At 61.2% G+C, this 17,125-nt stretch carries 23 protein-coding genes and 1 tRNA gene; 19 read left to right on the plus strand and 5 right to left on the minus strand.

Features of this window, described 5'->3' with window-relative positions:
• Position 1 precedes the first annotated feature (1 nt).
• Complete coding sequence (locus DRF71_RS17595; protein ID WP_112311837.1) at positions 2-754, plus strand: hypothetical protein; 753 nt, start codon at positions 2-4, stop codon at positions 752-754.
• Positions 741-1,097 (plus strand): phage tail assembly chaperone, encoded by a 357-nt coding sequence (locus DRF71_RS17600; RefSeq protein ID WP_157971140.1) that lies wholly within the window; start codon positions 741-743, stop codon positions 1,095-1,097. Before DRF71_RS17595 ends, DRF71_RS17600 begins: the two co-directional genes overlap by 14 nt.
• A 170-nt stretch (positions 1,098-1,267) precedes the next feature.
• Here DRF71_RS17600 and DRF71_RS27525 read toward each other — a convergent pair whose 3' ends face one another.
• Genes DRF71_RS27525 through DRF71_RS27530 form a run of 3 tightly spaced genes read right to left on the minus strand, consistent with a single transcriptional unit; the run spans position 1,268 to position 2,596 of the window.
• A complete protein-coding gene (locus DRF71_RS27525; protein WP_157971141.1) occupies positions 1,268-1,498 on the minus strand; it encodes a hypothetical protein in 231 nt (76 codons plus the stop codon).
• Positions 1,499-2,416 carry an AbiTii domain-containing protein gene (locus DRF71_RS17605; protein WP_157971142.1) on the minus strand — a complete coding sequence of 306 codons (918 nt, stop codon included), beginning with the start codon at positions 2,414-2,416 and terminating at the stop codon, positions 1,499-1,501.
• Between the two features lie 3 nt (positions 2,417-2,419).
• Positions 2,420-2,596 (minus strand): ribbon-helix-helix domain-containing protein, encoded by a 177-nt coding sequence (locus DRF71_RS27530; RefSeq protein ID WP_157971143.1) that lies wholly within the window; start codon positions 2,594-2,596, stop codon positions 2,420-2,422.
• 112 nt (positions 2,597-2,708) lie between these two features.
• Here DRF71_RS27530 and DRF71_RS17610 point away from each other — a divergent pair, with 112 nt between their 5' ends.
• The 7 genes from DRF71_RS17610 (at position 2,709) to DRF71_RS17640 (ending at position 6,088) form a co-directional block, all read left to right on the plus strand.
• On the plus strand, positions 2,709-2,897 hold the full coding sequence (locus tag DRF71_RS17610; RefSeq protein ID WP_112311840.1) for a hypothetical protein: 189 nt from the start codon (positions 2,709-2,711) through the stop codon (positions 2,895-2,897).
• Entirely contained in the window at positions 2,894-3,259 is a 366-nt protein-coding gene (locus DRF71_RS17615) for a hypothetical protein (RefSeq protein ID WP_112311841.1), read from the plus strand. Before DRF71_RS17610 ends, DRF71_RS17615 begins: the two co-directional genes overlap by 4 nt.
• Entirely contained in the window at positions 3,256-3,507 is a 252-nt protein-coding gene (locus DRF71_RS17620) for a hypothetical protein (RefSeq protein ID WP_112311842.1), read from the plus strand. The genes DRF71_RS17615 and DRF71_RS17620 overlap by 4 nt, the downstream gene beginning before the upstream one ends.
• Complete coding sequence (locus tag DRF71_RS17625) at positions 3,504-3,869, plus strand: hypothetical protein (RefSeq protein WP_112311843.1); 366 nt, start codon at positions 3,504-3,506, stop codon at positions 3,867-3,869. Before DRF71_RS17620 ends, DRF71_RS17625 begins: the two co-directional genes overlap by 4 nt.
• 100 nt (positions 3,870-3,969) lie before the next feature.
• Entirely contained in the window at positions 3,970-4,509 is a 540-nt protein-coding gene (locus tag DRF71_RS17630; RefSeq protein WP_112311844.1) for a hypothetical protein, read from the plus strand.
• A 3-nt stretch (positions 4,510-4,512) separates the two neighbouring features.
• A complete protein-coding gene (locus DRF71_RS17635) occupies positions 4,513-4,752 on the plus strand; it encodes a hypothetical protein (protein ID WP_112311845.1) in 240 nt (79 codons plus the stop codon).
• 319 nt (positions 4,753-5,071) lie between these two features.
• Complete coding sequence (locus DRF71_RS17640) at positions 5,072-6,088, plus strand: site-specific integrase (RefSeq protein ID WP_112311846.1); 1,017 nt, start codon at positions 5,072-5,074, stop codon at positions 6,086-6,088.
• A 95-nt stretch (positions 6,089-6,183) separates the two neighbouring features.
• Here the strand turns inward: DRF71_RS17640 and DRF71_RS17645 are convergent, their stop codons facing one another.
• Positions 6,184-7,164 carry a GlxA family transcriptional regulator gene (locus DRF71_RS17645; RefSeq protein ID WP_112311847.1) on the minus strand — a complete coding sequence of 327 codons (981 nt, stop codon included), beginning with the start codon at positions 7,162-7,164 and terminating at the stop codon, positions 6,184-6,186.
• 86 nt (positions 7,165-7,250) lie between these two features.
• Here DRF71_RS17645 and DRF71_RS17650 point away from each other — a divergent pair, with 86 nt between their 5' ends.
• The 9 genes from DRF71_RS17650 (at position 7,251) to DRF71_RS17690 (ending at position 15,571) form a co-directional block, all read left to right on the plus strand.
• Positions 7,251-8,165, plus strand: a complete 915-nt coding sequence (locus tag DRF71_RS17650) for a BKACE family enzyme (RefSeq protein ID WP_112311848.1) — start codon at positions 7,251-7,253, stop codon at positions 8,163-8,165.
• A gap of 103 nt (positions 8,166-8,268) precedes the next feature.
• On the plus strand, positions 8,269-9,735 hold the full coding sequence (locus tag DRF71_RS17655) for a carnitine 3-dehydrogenase (RefSeq protein WP_112312138.1): 1,467 nt from the start codon (positions 8,269-8,271) through the stop codon (positions 9,733-9,735).
• 4 nt (positions 9,736-9,739) lie between these two features.
• Positions 9,740-10,903 (plus strand): acyl-CoA dehydrogenase family protein, encoded by a 1,164-nt coding sequence (locus DRF71_RS17660; protein WP_112311849.1) that lies wholly within the window; start codon positions 9,740-9,742, stop codon positions 10,901-10,903.
• Positions 10,904-11,221 (plus strand): SelT/SelW/SelH family protein, encoded by a 318-nt coding sequence (locus DRF71_RS17665; RefSeq protein WP_112311850.1) that lies wholly within the window; start codon positions 10,904-10,906, stop codon positions 11,219-11,221.
• Positions 11,222-11,500: 279 nt separating this feature from the next.
• Complete coding sequence (locus tag DRF71_RS17670; RefSeq protein WP_112312139.1) at positions 11,501-13,492, plus strand: acetate--CoA ligase family protein; 1,992 nt, start codon at positions 11,501-11,503, stop codon at positions 13,490-13,492.
• A complete protein-coding gene (locus tag DRF71_RS17675) occupies positions 13,492-14,295 on the plus strand; it encodes a carnitinyl-CoA dehydratase (RefSeq protein WP_198672252.1) in 804 nt (267 codons plus the stop codon). Before DRF71_RS17670 ends, DRF71_RS17675 begins: the two co-directional genes overlap by 1 nt.
• A 73-nt stretch (positions 14,296-14,368) precedes the next feature.
• Complete coding sequence (locus DRF71_RS17680) at positions 14,369-14,824, plus strand: hypothetical protein (RefSeq protein ID WP_157971144.1); 456 nt, start codon at positions 14,369-14,371, stop codon at positions 14,822-14,824.
• An 11-nt stretch (positions 14,825-14,835) separates the two neighbouring features.
• A complete protein-coding gene (locus tag DRF71_RS17685; RefSeq protein WP_157971145.1) occupies positions 14,836-15,045 on the plus strand; it encodes a hypothetical protein in 210 nt (69 codons plus the stop codon).
• A 58-nt stretch (positions 15,046-15,103) separates the two neighbouring features.
• The gene (locus DRF71_RS17690; protein ID WP_112311853.1) at positions 15,104-15,571 is read left to right on the plus strand and encodes an OsmC family protein; all 468 of its coding nucleotides are present in this window, start codon (positions 15,104-15,106) and stop codon (positions 15,569-15,571) included.
• A 50-nt stretch (positions 15,572-15,621) separates the two neighbouring features.
• Here the strand turns inward: DRF71_RS17690 and DRF71_RS17695 are convergent, their stop codons facing one another.
• Positions 15,622-16,245: a nicotinate-nucleotide adenylyltransferase gene (locus DRF71_RS17695; protein WP_112312141.1), complete on the minus strand. Its 624-nt coding sequence runs from the start codon at positions 16,243-16,245 to the stop codon at positions 15,622-15,624.
• Positions 16,246-17,016: 771 nt separating this feature from the next.
• Between DRF71_RS17695 and DRF71_RS17700 the strand changes: the two genes are divergently transcribed.
• A tRNA-Ala gene (locus DRF71_RS17700) sits at positions 17,017-17,092 on the plus strand.
• Positions 17,093-17,125 lie beyond the last annotated feature (33 nt).

Here is a 17,125-nt window from a genome sequence, read left to right on the forward strand (position 1 = left end):
AATGAGCATTGTTGCAATCTATGTAGAAGATGAAGCTGTGGTAATGGCGTGTGATGGCGTTGCTACAGACCCCAGGACTGGCAGGGTCTCCGCCTTTGTTTCGAAATTGCACCTCCTGCCGGAAATTTCGACCATGATTGGCGTCACGGGGGCTGGCGGATTTGGGCAGATGCTTTTGCTGCGCAAAGCGCCGTGGGTGAACAGCTTTGATGATTTTGTTGATGATTTGCCGGAATTGGCCCAAGGCGTTCATGATGAGATGCTCGAGGTCGGCATGGCGATTGGAGGGGAAACCCTTTCGAGTATTGTCGTTGCTGGTTGGTCTGAAAGCAATAAGTGTCATCAGGCATTCAGGCTCGTCACATATGAGAAGGGCAGCGTAGATCAGGATACTGGAGAGAATAAAACTCTTAAGCCATGGGTGAACCATCAAATTACAAACCTTTGGGCGTCAACAGCACCATCCAGTTTCGCTCTGGAGCGCGTGGGCCTTCAGGATGAGAAGCCGCAAAGTGCAGTTGATTATCTGACCCGCATGGTTTGTGCCGGGCGTTTGACCGGCGATCAGTCTGACCCAAGGGTAAAAGATGTGAATATTGGTGGCTATGTCCAGCTTGCCATGTTGCAGGAAGGAGTCATGAGGAGTTGGGTGGCGCACCGGTGGCCTGAGGATGTGCTGGGCATGCCGGTGGATGCGTCACGTGGTGCGATCTTGCCGCCCTATCTTCAGGAACGGGATAATGAAGCGTCTTGAGCGAATTATTTGCGAGGCAATGAAAGGGCGGCCACTTGGCGCAAGGGTTGAGGTTCCTGAAGTTGCCCGACCTCTCTGGAGGGTGTTCTCAACATTGTCGCGGACCCGGACCTATAGCTCTCTTGGTCCCAATGCGCTCCAGTTCGGTGAGGTCGAGGCCTATTGCAGGATGATGCGGTTGCCGCTTCATCCTGAACATATCGAAATCCTGATGGCTATGGATCGTGTCTGGCTTGACCTGGCATATACTCAGCAACGGCAGGCTGCCGATGGAGTGAAGACCCTGCCACAACGATCAGACCAGCCCCTGACTGCAACGCTGGCCGATCTGATTTTGGGGTGATGTGAGCCACTCACCCCGTATTATCGAGCCTTGGCGAGGGCGACATTTTATTATCGAGCCTTGAGCGCTGAGGCTCGATAATATGGTTTCTGGGGCCGATTTTGCCGCTAACCCTATATTGTCGGATCTTTCGCGCTTGCAGCATTGATCACCACAAGCCCTGAACGAGGCTATCGGCGCCAGTTCTGCTTGAACTCATCATCGAACCACATCTCGACATCGTAAGCGGCCCCCATCCTCGAGCGGAAGGTCAGATAGCCACCATAGCCATTGTCACGCATCCAGTTCATGAAAGCGTAAACGCTGGGGTGGAACCCGGGCGCAGAACTGTCCTGCCCGGTATCCCTGAGCCAGTCATGGCAAAGGGACCGAACTGCGCTCTCACAATCCGCCTTCTTCATTCAGAGACCATAGTATTTCTTGGCGGCCTCGGTCAGCACGGTGGTTGCCGCAGGTGCGCTGATCTTCCAGCCGCCCTTTAGGATGAGCCCCATCTTGTCGCCGATCCATTCTGTGGCTCGCTTGCCGAAGGGCCTGCTATCGGCATCCGGCTGCTCTGCTGCAAGGATCTCCGAAAACTCGGCGGCAGCAGCATCTGGAACTCCGGAGTTCCGAAGAAAATCCCGAACCGATTGATCGCTGCCCTGAATCACGTTCAATGAAATCTGTGCGTTTTCACCTGAGCTATTCACGGTTGTCGCGTTCCCATGAATCACTTGATTGATGATCTGACCAACTTGTCCGGAAATTTTTTGATTGTCTGAAGGGCTTGACACGGGGGCTATATCTCTCGCTTCTGGAATGTGTTTCTCAATTTCAGATAAAAGGGTGAGGACGCGTAGCTTAACGGAAGTCTGGACTGTTGCCAAAGCAGAGGTGCTAACAATCCCTTTAAATGACATTACCTCAACGCCATCGTCAAAAGCTTGATCTTGCAGCATAACTCCGATGTTAGACATATCAAAATAAATCGAGCCGTTGTCGGAGTTCCTGATCATTCTTTCTATTGCGGACAGTGATTGAGTTAGGCGGAAATTCTTGAATCTTTCCCCTGCGGCGGTAACAACAGCCGCTTGCGGGATCGGTATGTTTTTTATTGCCTGATATCCATTGCCTAGCGTGGCAAGATAGGCAACCGGCAGCTCTCGATATGTAGGTAAATCCGATTGTGATGAATAACCTTCAAGCTCATGAGAAACCCAACCATCCAGTGCGTGGCTCCCAAGCTTGGTAGAAAGAAAGCGCAGCTTTAGCAGCGTATTGGAAAGCGAAGCGTTATCATCAAGGATCGCCACCTGGATATCTGTTAACAGCCCCATGCTTCAGTCCCCTCTCCGCTCTTCCAGCACCTGGCGGATGAATTCCGGGCGGGTGGGTTCGGGGGTCTGTTTGGCGCGCTCGGTGTCGACCCATGCCAGAAGCTCCGGCGGCAGGCGCAGGGTTATCGGTGTGGCGTTGACTGCCGGGCGGCCAACTTTTCGCTTTTCTATTTCCGACATTAGAAATCCGTTGACAGGCCCTGATTGATGATGTCAGGAATAGGGCGGGCGAGCAAGGTGCTACCAACACCCTGCCGCCCTAACCGAAACTCGTTCTGTAAGGAGAACGCGAATGGCTATCACCAGCCATAACGGCCCCGCCATGCCTGTGGCAAGCCTGCACGAAATCGCCGACATGCTGACGCTCGCGCTGGACGCGACCGAAAGCGCCTCCGGCTACCCCCAACACATCCGCGAGGCCCGCAGCTACTGCCGCCGCGCCCTGCGCCAGACCGAGCGTCTGATGGGGGGTGTTCAATGATGCGCCGCGAATTCCTGACCGCCGCTCCCGCAGTTGCCTTTACGCCTGTCGCGGCAATCGCCTCGGCCCAGATGAGTTTTGCCCCTCAAGACCCTCTGGTTGCCATGATCGCCAGAATGGAAGTGCTGCGCGACGCGTTTCAGATCGCTCCCGATCCGACCGGTAATTTCGACAGCCCGGAATGCGTCGCTATCATGAGTGAAATTGACATTCTGAGTGATCAGATCGACGCCGCCCCGATCAGGAGCGCGGATGGGCTGGCTGCGTATTGCCGTAATCTCATGGAAGAGTCGCGGTGTGTTGAGCTCGTTCCGGAACGGCTTGCGAAGATCCTGACCTGGGCGGAAGGGGTGCCGCAATGAACCGCCGCGAGGTTCTTATCGCTGCCGTTGCAGCTCCCATGGTTGCTTATCTTCCGGCTGTCGCAGGTGAGGAAGAAGTCAGTGAACGTGATGCGCAGGATTTTGCAAACCATGTCTGCTGTCTCGGAGATCGCGGACGCGCTGACCTTGTCGCCTATATGCGTGGCATGCCGGATTGCACCCCGGCGTGGTATGACCTCGCCGATGTCATTGATCGGCTTAACCACCGGCATGCGGGGCGAGCATGAACCGCCGCACTCTCATACTTGCAGGTGTTGTGGCCACCGTCCTTCCGTTCCCTATGTCCGGACAAACAGCCAGTGAAACGCCTGTTCTGATAATCTACCGGGAGTGGCTTGCCCTGCGCGAGCTGGCGGAGGTTGATCGCCCGACCATCGTTGACGGGATAACCGACGATCAATGGCTGGAGGCTAATATCTTCGCCCCGATGGATAAGCTTTCCAACAGGGCAATGAGCCTGCCGTGTCACGTTCCGGCTGACTTCGCCGCCAAGATGCTGATGCGGACCTGTAACGGGGACCTGCTCGACGACTGGGTGTCTGCGCCTGACCTGGTGGCAGAGGCGCTGGCGATGGTCACGACCCAATAAAATGGTTGATTGAGACCATTTATGCGATTATAGGGTAAATGGTTGAATAAGACCATTTATGGATTCTCCTATGTCTAAGCCCGGAATGCGCTTTCGTCCCATGCTGGTCAGTCAGGTCGCGGAAGTGGCAGGCGAACAGCGTGAAACCATCCGAACCCGCGAAAAGCTGGGCGTCTATGGCTTCGAACGGGCCGGAGGGTGGAAGCGCTACACTGACTTCGAGACGCTGGTGATCGCCGTTCATGCCGCACTCAAGCGCGCAGTGAAAGACGATGACCTTGCGCAGATCGGATGTGCGTTGGCTGGCAAAGCCATCATGGATGAGTGGATCAAGGATGAGGAGGGGACGCCTTACTTCGACGAGGAAACCTTTAAGCGTGAGCGCTTCCTGTTCTTCTGGCGCGACGATGCGGGTGAATGGACTGGTGAGATCGCCGCAACGGTTGGCGAGATCGAGGCGATGGTGAACGGTCGGATCGTTGAGAGCTACTCAGAGACGCCCATTTTCACGACGGTGAACCTCGCCACGATCCTGAAGAAGGCTTTGATCCGCATGCTGGAAGTGCAGATTAAGGCCGAGATGGCGGCAAAGGATCGTCTGCCCCTGCCGAACCCGGCGGCCTCCACGGAAGGCACCTGAGCCATGATCATAAAATCGGTCAAATTCCCGATCCCTGTTGGCCATGTGGATTTCATCACTATTGATGTGACCGTCAAGGAAACCAAAGAGGAACGTATCTGGCGCCGGGATCTCTATCTCGCAGATGATGCGACTCCGACTGGCATGACGCTCATCAAGCAAGGTGAGCTTCATGTCGAGCGCGCGGGTGTTTTTGAATATCCGCCCAAGCGCTACTGGCCAGAAAAGGATGCCGCTGCCTGATTCATGTGGAAAACCAAAATCAGGTGCTTTGGATTTTCACTAAGACAGCCGATTATATCCCTGTGAGTTTCTATATCTGGAAATGCGAAATTCCGTATTTTTAGAAAAATGCAAACCGAAACAAGATGATGAATGCCTGACTGATGCTGCCGAACCCGCTCCTTCCTGCGCATGTGCTTCCCGCCGAATTGGCGGCGCATTTGCGTATGTCGGAGCGGGCGGTTGACGACAAGATCAAAGAACTCGGGACTTACTGCAAGCTCGGAAAAACTAAAGTAATGCTGCCCCATCATGTCGCAGCCTTTATGGAGGCGCTGGAATGTCGCTCACAACCTACAAGCGGGGTCGGATCTGGCATTACCGGGGCACAGTCGCCGGCCGGGAATTACGAGGAACTACAAAAGCGACTGACAAAGGGATTGCCCAAAGGATCGCCGCAGAGCTCGAAGCGGCGGAATGGAAGCGCCACCTCGACGGGCCGCACGCCCACGTAACCTTTGCCCAGGCGGCGCTGGCCTATCTGGAGGCTGAGAAGCCGGACCGGTTCATTGCCCAGATCGCGGCGCATTGGAAGGATACCCTGCTGCGAGAGATTACCGGTGAGGGCATCAGGCAGTCGGCATTCAAGCTCTATCCGACCGCCAAGGGTGCCACCCGCAATCGTCAGGTGATTGTGCCGACACAGGCGATCATCAACCACGCAGCGGGCCTGAACTGGTGCCAGCCGGTCAGGGTCAAGCGCTTCCCGGTCGAGGTGAAGGTCAAGGAAATCGTAGACCCCGAATGGGCCGAGGCGTTCAGCGCTCATGCCTCGCCTCATCTGGGCGCGCTCTGCACCTTCATGCTGGGCACCGGGGCGCGGGCAGGGCAGGCGGTGGCGCTGACCTGGGGCGGGGTGGATCTGACCGCCCGCGAGGCGAATGTCCCGCTGTCACGGAAGAACAATGAAGAGCATGTGGTCCATCTGGCCGCTGCGGTGGTTGCCGCGCTGGAGGCGATCCCGAGCAACCGGAAGCCCGATGAACTGGTTTTCGGCTATGAGCGCCGGGACAGTGTCTGGCAGCCGTGGAAGAAGGCTGTGGAGCGGGCCGAGCTGCCATACCGCAGCCCGCATTGCTGCCGTCATGGCTTCGCCACGCTGCTCCTGCGGGCCGGTGTCGATGTGAAGACGGTGGCGGCGCGCGGCGGTTGGAAGGATGCCACGGTGGTCCTGCGGACCTATGCCCATGCGATTTCGGACCTGACGGTGACGGATGCGATATTCCGCACAAAATCCGCACAAAATCCGAAGATCAAAAAATCAACTGCAGGAAAAGAAAGGAAAAAATCCTCATGAACCCTGTCCCTCGTTGGGGAGAGGTGTCCCACCGCCGGAGATACGCCGGTCAAAGGCGTGACGCAAGAGAAATCTGAAATGCCGTTTTCAGACCTTTATCCAGTCGTTTTGCGTGGTTTCCGCAGGGCGCCCGGCGGCTCTCCCCAGGCGCGGCGGAAGGCGCGCGACAGCGTGGCGGGTCCGGAAAACCCTGTGCGCTCAGCGACTTCCGCGAGGGGATGGCTGGTATCGGTCAATATCCGGCGTGCGGCCTGGAGGCGCAGGGTCAGCGCCCAGGCGGCGGGGGTGGTGCCGAGGCTCTCGCGAAACAGCATCTCCAGCCGGCGGGGCGAGAGACCGACAGCGCGGGCGGTCTCGGCGGTGGATTCGGGCTGGTCGATACGCTCTTCCATCCGCCGCACGGCGGCCGTGACGCGGGGATCCAGCAAGGGGTCACGGCGCGGCGGCGCGATTTGCGGCTCATGGCCGGGGCGGGCATCGGTGAGGAAGGAATTCGCCACCTGCCGCGCGAGACCGGCGCCGTGTCGCGCCCGGATCAGATGCAGCATGAAATCCTGCGCCGGAGCCGCGCCGCCGATCGTAACGCGGTTGCGGTCGATTACGAAACGGTCCGGCACCACTTCGACCTGTGGGTGGCGGGTGGCGAGGTCTTCCAGTTCCTCCCAATGCACGGTGGCGCGGTAGCCGTTCAACAGCCCCGCCCGGGCCAGCACCCAGGGAGCCGAGTCAACGCCGCCGACCAGCTGAAAGCGCGGCGCGATGCGGGTCAGCTCGCGGATCAGCGGGCGGGTGGCGACCTCGTCCAGCCGGTAGCCCGAAATCACGATCAGCAGATCCGCGCCGACCGCATGGCCGGGCGGCCCGTCCGAGGGCAGCAGGATGCCGCAGGTCAGCGGCACCGGCTGGCCATCGGGCGAGACGACGCGCCAGTGAAACGCCTCATGCCCGAGCTGGCGATTTGCATTGCGCAATGGGTCCAGCGCCGAGGCGACTTCGAGGATCGATGCCTGGGGCAGCACGAGGAGCGCGATGGTCAGCGGGCCACGGGCCGGTGCGAAGATTGCGTTTTCCGTCATGGAAATTTCGTAAATTGCAAAGCGCGATCAAACAAGCCAGATAATCTCAGGCCCGACAGGCCCAATGCTAAATGAAAGAGTCCCCCATGCCGCTGACCATGAATCGCGAGGTTTTCATCACCTGTGCCGTGACCGGATCGGGAGGCACCCAGGACCGTAGCCCTCATGTGCCGCGCTCGCCCGAGCAGATCGCGACGTCGGCGATTGATGCGGCAAAGGCCGGGGCTGCGGTGGTTCATTGCCATGTGAGGGATCCGGAAACCGGCAAACCGGCGCGCGACCCGGCGCTGTATCGCGAAGTGACCGAGCGCATCCGCGATTCCGGCACCGATGTGGTGCTGAACCTGACCGCCGGCATGGGCGGCGATCTGATGTTCGACGGCACCGAGAATATGGGCCGGATGGCGGCACATTCCGATATGGCGGGCGCGGCCGAGCGGGTGGCGCATGTGGTCGAATGCCGGCCCGAGATCTGCACGCTGGATTGCGGCACGATGAATTTCAATGAGGCCGATTATGTGATGGTCAATACGCCCGGCATGCTGCGCGATATGGCGAAACGCATGGTGGCGTCTGGCACGCGGATCGAGATCGAGGCGTTTGACACCGGCCATCTGTGGCTTGCCAAGTCTCTGGCGGATGAGGGGATTATCCCTGATCCGGTGCTGGTGCAGCTGTGCATGGGCGTGCCGTGGGGCGCGCCGGATGATCTGAACACCTTCCTCGCGATGGTGAACAATGTGCCGAAGTCCTGGCACTGGTCGGCTTTCGCGCTTGGGCGCAACCAGATGGCCTATGTCGCGGCCTCGGTGCTGGCGGGGGGCAATGTGCGGGTCGGGCTTGAGGATAATCTCTGGCTCGACAAGGGCGTGCTGGCGACCAATGCGCAGCTGGTGGACCGCGCGGTGACCATCATTGAAAACCTCGGTGCGCGGGTGATCACGCCTGCCGAAGTGCGGACGCGGCTGAAGCTGGAGAAGCGGGCGCCTTTGCCGAAGTGAGGAGCCGCTGGCCGGCGGCAGAAGCCTCCGGCGGGGATATTTAGAGACAGATGAAAAGGCTCATCTCAGATGAATGGGCCGGGACCAGGGAAGGATGCGCGGCATGACGCGTAAGGCGGCGATTATCGGTGGCGGCGTGATCGGCGGCGGCTGGGCCGCGCGGTTCCTGCTGAATGGCTGGGATGTGGCGGTGTTCGACCCCGATCCGGAGGCGGAGCGCAAGATCAATGCGGTGCTGTCGAATGCGCGGCTGGCTTTGCCTGCGCTTTCCGATGTGCCGATGCCGCCGGAGGGACGCCTGAGCTTCGCGGGGACCATGGCGGAAGCCGTGGAAGGCGCGGAATATGTGCAGGAGTCGGTCTCTGAGCGCATCGAGCTGAAGCACAAGGTCTATGCGCAGCTGCAACAGGCCAATCCGGGCGTGCTGATCGGGTCTTCGACCTCGGGCTTCAAGGCGTCTGATCTGCAGATCGGCAGCCCGGCACCGGAAAACATCATCGTCGCCCATCCGTTCAACCCTGTGTATTTGCTGCCTTTGTCGGAGGTCTCGGGGTCAGGGAAGAACACGCCCGAGACGATTGAGAAGACCGTGCAGATTATGAAAGACATCGGGATGTTCCCGCTGGTGATCCGCAAGGAGATCGACGCCTTCCTCGGCAACCGCTTCCTGGAGGCGGTGTGGCGCGAGGCGCTCTGGATGCTGAAAGACGGTGTTGCCACCACCGAGGAGATCGACGAGGCGATCCGCATGGGCTTTGGCCTGCGTTGGGGGCAGATGGGGCTTTTCGAGACCTATCGCATCGCGGGCGGAGAGGCGGGCATGAAGCATTTCATGGCGCAATTCGGCCCGGCCCTGAAATGGCCCTGGACCAAGCTGATGGATGTGCCGGAATTCAATGATGAGCTGGTGGAACTGGTCTCGTCGCAATCCGATGCGCAATCGGGGATGTATGGCATCCGCGAACTGGAGCGGATCCGCGACCAGAATCTCGTCGGCTTCCTGCGCGCGCTGAAAGAACGCAACTGGGGCGCGGGCAAGGTCTTGCGTGAACACGATGAGCGCCGCGCGGCGGCCTTTCACGCCGATACCGATCAGGCTCCGAAAGCCGCGCCGCTTGTGCTGTCACATATGCAGGTTCTGCCGGGCTGGATCGACTATAACGGCCATATGACCGAGAGCCGCTATTACTTCTGCAATTCGGAAGTGGCGGACGCCTTCCTGCGGCTGATTGGGGCGGGGATGGATTATGTCGAGGCGGGCCACAGCTATTACTCCGCCGAGACCCATATCCGGCATCTGGGCGAGGCGAAGCTCGGCGACCGGCTGACGGGCACGATGCAGATCATCTCGGCCGATGAGAAGCGCTTCCGGTCCTTCGTGCGGATCATGAAGGGCGATGAGCTGGTGGCGACCGTCGAGCAGCTTTGCCTCCATGTCGATATGAAGGCCGGCAAGACTGTGCCAGCGGCGCCTGAGGTCTGGGCGAAGCTGAAAGCGGTGATGGATGCCCAGGCCGGGCTGCCTTTGCCCGAAGGCGCCGGCCGCGCCATTGGCCAGAAGAAGGGTTGAGGCGATGGATTTCGGGCTGAGCGAAGAACAGCAGATGATCGTCGAGACGACGCGCGCCTTCGTCGAGAACGAGCTTTACCCGCATGAGGCGGAGGTGGAGCGCTCGGGCGTCTTGCCGCTGGAGCTGATCCGCGAGATCCAGAAGAAGGCGATTGAGGCCGGGCTTTATGCGGCGAATATGCCGGTGGAGGTTGGCGGTGCGGGCCTCGATACCCTGTCCTGGCTGCTTTACGAGAAAGAGCTCGGGCGCGCCAATTACGCGCTGCACTGGACCTGCGTGGCGCGGCCCTCGAATATTCTGCTCGCCGGGAATGCCGAGCAGCGCGAGCAATATCTGATGCCCTGTATCCGGGGTGAGACCTGGGATTGCCTTGCCATGACCGAGCCCGGCGCGGGCTCTGATCTGCGCGGTATGAAGGCTTCGGCGCGCGAGGATGGCGATGACTGGATCCTGAACGGGACCAAGCATTTCATCTCTCACGCCGATCTGGCGGGGTTCACGATTGTCTTCATGGCGACCGGTGAAGAGGAGACGTCACGCGGCCCGAAAAAGCGGATCACCGCGTTTTTCGTCGATAAAGGCACGCCCGGGTTCAATGTGCGCGAGGGCTACCGCAACGTGAGCCACCGCGGCTACACCAATGCGGTGCTGGAATTCGACGATTGCCGGGTGAACAAGCGCCAGGTGCTCGGCGAGGCGCATAAGGGCTTTGAGGTCGCGAATTCATGGCTTGGCGCGACGCGTCTCCAGGTGGCCTCTACCTGCCTCGGTCGGGCGGAGCGGGCGCTGGATCATGCGCTCTCCTATTCGGCCGAACGCAAACAGTTCGGCCAGCAGATCGGCAAATTCCAGGGCGTGAGCTTTAAGCTCGCCGATATGGCGATGGAGCTGAAGGCGGCGGAACTGCTGACGCGCGAGGCCGCCTGGAAATATGACCAGGGCACGGTCACCGAGGCCGATATGTCGATGGCCAAGCTGAAGGCGACCGAAGTGCTGGCGATGGTGGCGGATGAGGCGATCCAGATCCATGGCGGCATGGGGCTGATGGATGAGCTGCCGCTGGAACGGATCTGGCGCGATGCCCGGGTCGAGCGGATCTGGGAAGGCACCTCGGAGATCCAGCGCCACATCATCTCGCGCGAGCTGCTGCGCGCGGTGGGCGGCTGAATGGAAAGCCCAGTGGAAAAGGCACCAGGCCCGAAAATCCGCTTCACCTATTGCACGCAATGCAACTGGATGCTGCGCACGGCCTGGATGGCGCAGGAACTGCTGTCCACCTTCGGACAGGACCTCGGCGAGGTGACGCTGGTTCCGGCGACGGGCGGCGTGTTCCGTGTTGAGCTCGACGGCGCGCTGGTCTGGGACCGCAAGGAACAGGGCGGCTTCCCGGATTCGAAACAGCTGAAAAAGCTGGTGCGGGATCATGTCTGGCCGGATCGCGATCTGGGCCATGTGGATCGTGTCGCCGCGACCAATACAGACTGAGCCGCCTCTGGCCGCTCCCGGAGGCGCTGCCTCCGGACCTCCGGGATATTTAGAGACAGATGAAAACCAAATGTTAATCACTCTTCGCAATGCTGATCCAGCGGTACAGGCGGGGACGCCGATGACCGCGACAGGTGAAACCCTGCTCTGCATTGTCGGGGCAGGGGACCGCCGCGCCCCTTTCATCTGTCTGAAAATATCCTCGGGGGGAGGCGCCGCTTTGCGGCGCCGTGGGGGGCAGACAGCCCCCCTTGCCGGGCAGTCGCCGGAATGCGCGATATGAACCGCCTCGACCGGTTGTTACGCCCCCGTCATATCGCGGTGCTCGGCGCGGGTTGGGCGGTTAATGTGATCGATCAGACCCGCAAGATGGGTTTTGACGGTCCGGTCTGGCCGATCCATCCCAGCAAGCCGGAGATCGGTGGCCTTAAGGCCTATGCTTCGATAGCGGATCTTCCCGAAGCCCCCGATGCGACCTTTATCGGCGTGAACCGGTTCGCGACGATTGATGTCACCCGCGACCTCCGGGCGCGCGGGGCGGGCGGCGCCATCTGTTTCGCCGCCGGCTGGACCGAAGCGGGCGAGCCGGAATTGCAGCGGAAACTGGTCGATGCCGCAGGCGATATGCCGATCCTCGGCCCGAATTGCTACGGGGTGATCAATTACCTCGACGGCGCGCTCCTCTGGCCCGATCAGCATGGCGGGGTTCGGGTCGACAAGGGGGTAGCGCTTCTCAGCCAGTCCTCGAATATTGTGGTCAATCTGGGCATGCAGCAGCGGGGATTGCCGATCGCCTATGTCGCCTGTCTGGGCAACGCCGCCGTTGTCGGGCTGGCGGAGCTGGCCGGCGCCTTGCTGGAGGATCCGCGCGTCACCGCAATCGGTCTCTATATCGAGGGGATCGACGACGCGCCGGCCTTTGCGCGTCTTGCCGACCGGGCGGTCTTGATGGGCAAGGGCGTTGTCGCGATCAAATCCGGCAAGACCGAGGCCTCGCGCACGGCCGCCGCCTCGCATACCGCCTCGCTGGCGGGGGGGGGGGCGGCCTCTTCTGCCTTCCTTGCCCGGCTTGGCATTGCCGAGGTCAACAGCCCGTCCGAGCTGATCGAGACGCTGAAGATCTTCCATCTGCACGGGCCGCGCCTTGGGACAAAGCTCTGTTCGCTTTCCTGTTCGGGGGGCGAGGCCGGGATGGCGGCGGATCTTGCCGAGCCTTACGGGCTTGACTTTCCGCCGGTGCCAGAGGCCAGCCGCGCGCGGCTCGCCGCGACGCTTGGCCCGATTGTCACCATCGCCAACCCACTGGATTACAATACATTCATCTGGGGCGATCTGGTAAAGACCACCGAAGTCTTTACCGCCATGCTGGAGCCCTATGATGCCGGCATTTATGTGATCGACATGCCCCGTGACGACCGTTGCGATCCGTCGAGCTATTTTCCGGCACTTGGGTCCATCGTCGCGGCGCAGGCGGCGACCGGGAAACCGGCCTTCCCCGTTGTCTCGATCTCCGAGAATTTCGGCGAGGCGCGGGTGCAGGGGCTGATGGAGCAGGGCGTCTGCACGCTTCTTGGTTTCGAGACCGCGCTGGCGGCGATCCGCGCGGCGCAGACCCCTGCCGGTGCGCCGGGATGGGCACCGGTGGCGGCGCTGCCCCCGCGCGAGACCCGGTTGCTGAGCGAGGCCGAGGGCAAGGCGCTGCTTGCGGGCGCCGGCGTCGCGGTGCCGCGCGCGGTGAACGGCGCAACGCTCGCCGAGGTGCAGGCGAAAGCCGTAGACCTGACGGCGCCCATCGCGCTGAAAGGCCTTGGTTTCGCGCATAAGACCGAGGCCGGGGCGGTGCGTCTTGGCCTTGCCTCGCTGGACGGCCAGGCAGAGATGCCGGGCGCGACCGGCTATCTGGCCGAAGAGATGGTGACCGGCATTGTCGCGGAAATGCTGCTCGGGCTCAGGCGTGACCCTGTTTACGGGGTGACGCTGACGCTGGGCATGGGGGGGGTCACGGCGGAATTGCTGGCCGATACCGTCACGCTGGTCTGGCCGGCGGGCGAGGCCGAGATTCTCGCGGCATTGCGCCGGTTGCGCCTTTGGCCACTGCTCGACGGATATCGCGGGCGGCCGCGCGCGGATGTGGCGACGCTGGCCGCGATTGCCGCGCGGCTGGGTGCGCTGATGGCGGCGGATGACAGTCTGGAAGAAATCGAAATCAATCCGGTGCTTTTGCGCGAAACGGGCGCGGTGGCGGTGGATGCTCTGGTGCGGAGGGAATGATGGCCGAGATGCAGATGCGGGTAGAAGGCCCGGTGAAAACCCGGCGCGAGGGCGCGATCCTTGAGGTGACGCTGGACGTCCCCAAGGCCAATGCGATCAGCCTGAAGACAAGCCGCGTCATGGGGCTGGTCTTCCGCGATTTCCGCGATGATGACAGTTTGCGCATCTGCATCCTGCGCTCCGAAGGTGAGAAATTCTTCTGCCCCGGCTGGGATCTGAAGGCGGCGGCCGAAGGCGATGCGGTCGATGGCGATTACGGCGTCGGCGGTTTTGGCGGTCTCCAGGAACTGCCGAACCTCAACAAGCCGGTGATCGTCGCCGTTCAGGGTATCTGCTGCGGCGGCGGGCTGGAGCTGGCGCTCTCGGCAGATCTGATCCTGTGCTCGACAAAGGCGACCTTCGCGCTGCCCGAGATCCGCTCGGGCACGGTGGCGGATGCGGCCTCGATCAAGCTGCCGAAACGCATCCCTTACCATGTCGCGATGGACCTTTTGCTGACGGGCCGCTGGTTCGACGCCGAAGAGGCCTTCCGCTGGGGTCTGATCAAGGAGATCTGCGAGCCGGATGAGCTTTTGCCCAAAGCCTGGGATCTGGCGCGGCTGCTGGAATCCGGCCCGCCGCTGGTCTATGCCGCGATCAAGGAAGTGGTGCGGGAGGCCGAGAATATGCGCTTCCAGGACGCGCTGAACCGCATCACCAAACGGCTGATGCCGACGGTGGACAGGCTTTACTCATCGGAAGACCAGCTGGAAGGTGCGAAAGCCTTTGCCGAGAAACGCGACCCGGTCTGGAAGGGGCGCTGAGGGGCGGGATTGTCCTGATCCGCACGGCTCCCTATCCTCTGGAAACCATTTGGGAGGAGGGGCGAACGCGATGATGAAGACGCGTTCAGTGGCGCTTGGCGCTCTGCTCTTGCTGATGCCGGTCCCGGCCTGGAGTTGCATGCCACCACCGACCGGATATTTCCCGAGCAACCTGCCGCTGATCCTCGATGCCGATGCGGTGGTTATGGGGGAGCTGAAGGATTACCGTCTCGTCCCGCGCGAGAAATCCCGCCGTCCCGTGGCCCTGTTTTCTGTAGAGCCTGAGACTGCATCGGATGTTCTTTTCGTCCGGCCCGGCATCCCGATAGCGCCGGGCGCCCCGCTGCATGTCTATTGGGCACAGCAAAATATGGGGATGCCGTCAGAACTGTCCGGCATGACCGGAGAGAAATTTATGGACGCCCTGATCGTCAGGGGGCAAAAGGCCGGGAATGGTGCCAGCGCACAAAGCCAGGGGCTGCCGGATTACGAGCTGATGAGTTTCCCCTGCAGCCCCCCTTTCTGTTAAGGATGACCGATTTGCGCGCTCTTGCCCTGCGTCAGGCGCTGACCACCGACCGTGACCAGGAACAGGAGCTGGAAATTCTTTCCGAGTTTCTGGATGAAGGCGGCGCGCTGCGTGCCATCCAGGACCAGGTCGCCGCCGAAGGTCGCCGGCTTCGGGAGCAGGACCAGGAGCGACGGAACTCATACGATAAGCGCCGGGGCGCCGAGGGATTTCCCGACTGACGCCCGGATCCGGCGGCGCCCGGCGAGCCCGGATCTTCTCTGACACGAAAGGCTCATCATGCCCCATACCTACACCTCCCGCGTGGTCTGGACCGGCAATACCGGCGAGGGCACGGTGCATTACAAAGCCTATGCCCGCACCTGGGATGTAGCGGTGGCCGGCAAGGCCCCGATCCATTGCTCGAACGACCCGCTTCTTGGCGGTGATCCGGCAAAGATGAACCCCGAAGACCTGCTCCTCTCGGCGCTCTCTGCCTGCCATATGCTCTGGTTTCTGCATTATGCCTCGGAAAACAGCCTTACGGTCACCGGCTATGAGGACGAGCCGCTGGGCGAGGCTGAGATCACCAAAGGCGGGGCAGGGCGGTTCATCCGCGCCGTGCTGCAACCGGTGATCACGCTTCGCGAAGGGGCCGATCTGGCGCTCGCCGATCAGTTGCATCACCGCATCAAAGAGGTGTGTTTCATCGCCCGCTCGGTCAGCTTTCCGGTGGATCACCAGCCGCGCTATATCCTGGTGCCGTGACCCTTCCGGGCTTTTTTCATCTGTCCTGAAATATCCCGGGGGAGGCTCCGTCAGGAGCCGGGGGCAGCGCCCCCATCCCGCACATGCCAGCCGCCCTTCGCGCGGATCTCGCTCGAAGAGGCGTCATTCATCGGCAGGTTTACGAAGACCCAGGCCGGTGGCCTGGCCCTGGCCAGGTTTTCGCCACGCCCGATCCGGTTGCCGCCATAGATCTGCGCCGCCGGAGACAGCCGCGCCCGCAGTCCCGCCCCGGGTCGCGCCAGCACGCCGACGGGCACCGCTTCCATGATGCCGCGCCAACGGTCCCAGCGATGGAACCCGGCCAGGTTATCCGCCCCCATCAGCCAGACGAAGGTGACCCCGGGATAGATCGTCTGCAACCGCGCAATCGTATCGGCGGTGAAACGCGTGCCCAGCCGCGCCTCCAGATCAGTGATCCGCACCCTCGGATGTCGCATCACACGGCGCGCCTGCGCCATACGCACCTCCAGCGGCGCTGGCTGGCGCGCTTTCAGCGGGTTCCCCGGCGAGACCAGCCACCAGACCTGATCCAGCCCCATCCGCTTCATCGCTTCGCGCGTGATATGGACATGCCCCTCATGCGCCGGATCGAATGACCCGCCGAGCAGCCCCACAATCATGCCGCGCGTCGCGAAGGGAAAACCATGTCTCATGCCGAGGTTCATATTTCATTCATCAACGGCTTTGGAAGATGGTTACATCGCGCGGCGCAGAAATCCTGCCAGCGCCCGCCAGACCAGGGGGGGCGGCATAGCAGCTGCCAACCAACACCGGGGGCACCGGCTTTTCGTGAGACTCAAATATGTGGACGCCCAACCCGGGTCGCCAGGCGCCGCCAGCCAAACGACGACCGGGCGGGTTCCGGTATGCATCAGCTCCTCCGCAATCCACCCCCTTGCTTCCCGGCTTGCTGCGGGGCATTCCAAAGGGGAAGCGGATTTCTGTCTGGGGCCATGGGAGCCACAAATGGGAACGCGGAGGCCCAAAGCGCCACCGTCGGTCGATTTCGTCTGCATCCGGATCTGGTTGTGTGTGGCGCGGCGCTTTGGTCTCCGGGACAAGTGACGCTCCCCTCGACCGGCTTCTTGATCTGCTTTCGCGGCGGGCGGTCAACTTATCCATGAAAGGGTCCGGATGCTGCGGTGGTCATGGGCGTCCTGATAAAGATCGCCGCCAGCACAGCATGGCGACATGGCCCAGCCGTTCTTCTGTGTTCTCGAGAGGGTCCAGCCTGTGATGCCGAAACTGGACTGCCGATCAACCAGTTGAAACACATGCATTATGCGATCCACATAACATCGTGCAGAGCCGCCACGCCCGGTTATTTCGATTCAGGATCCGGCCGCCTTTTTCCTCTTGCACCTCCCCGCAGCCCAGACTAAATAACGCCGCATCGCAGGTGATAGCCTGAGATACCTCAGGGTGGGGCCATAGCTCAGCTGGGAGAGCGCTTGAATGGCATTCAAGAGGTCAGGAGTTCGATCCTCCTTGGCTCCACCAATTAAAACAAAGACTTAAACGACAAACACCTCG

Source organism: Pseudogemmobacter bohemicus (assembly GCF_003290025.1).
Classification (GTDB): Bacteria; Pseudomonadota; Alphaproteobacteria; order Rhodobacterales; family Rhodobacteraceae; genus Pseudogemmobacter; species Pseudogemmobacter bohemicus.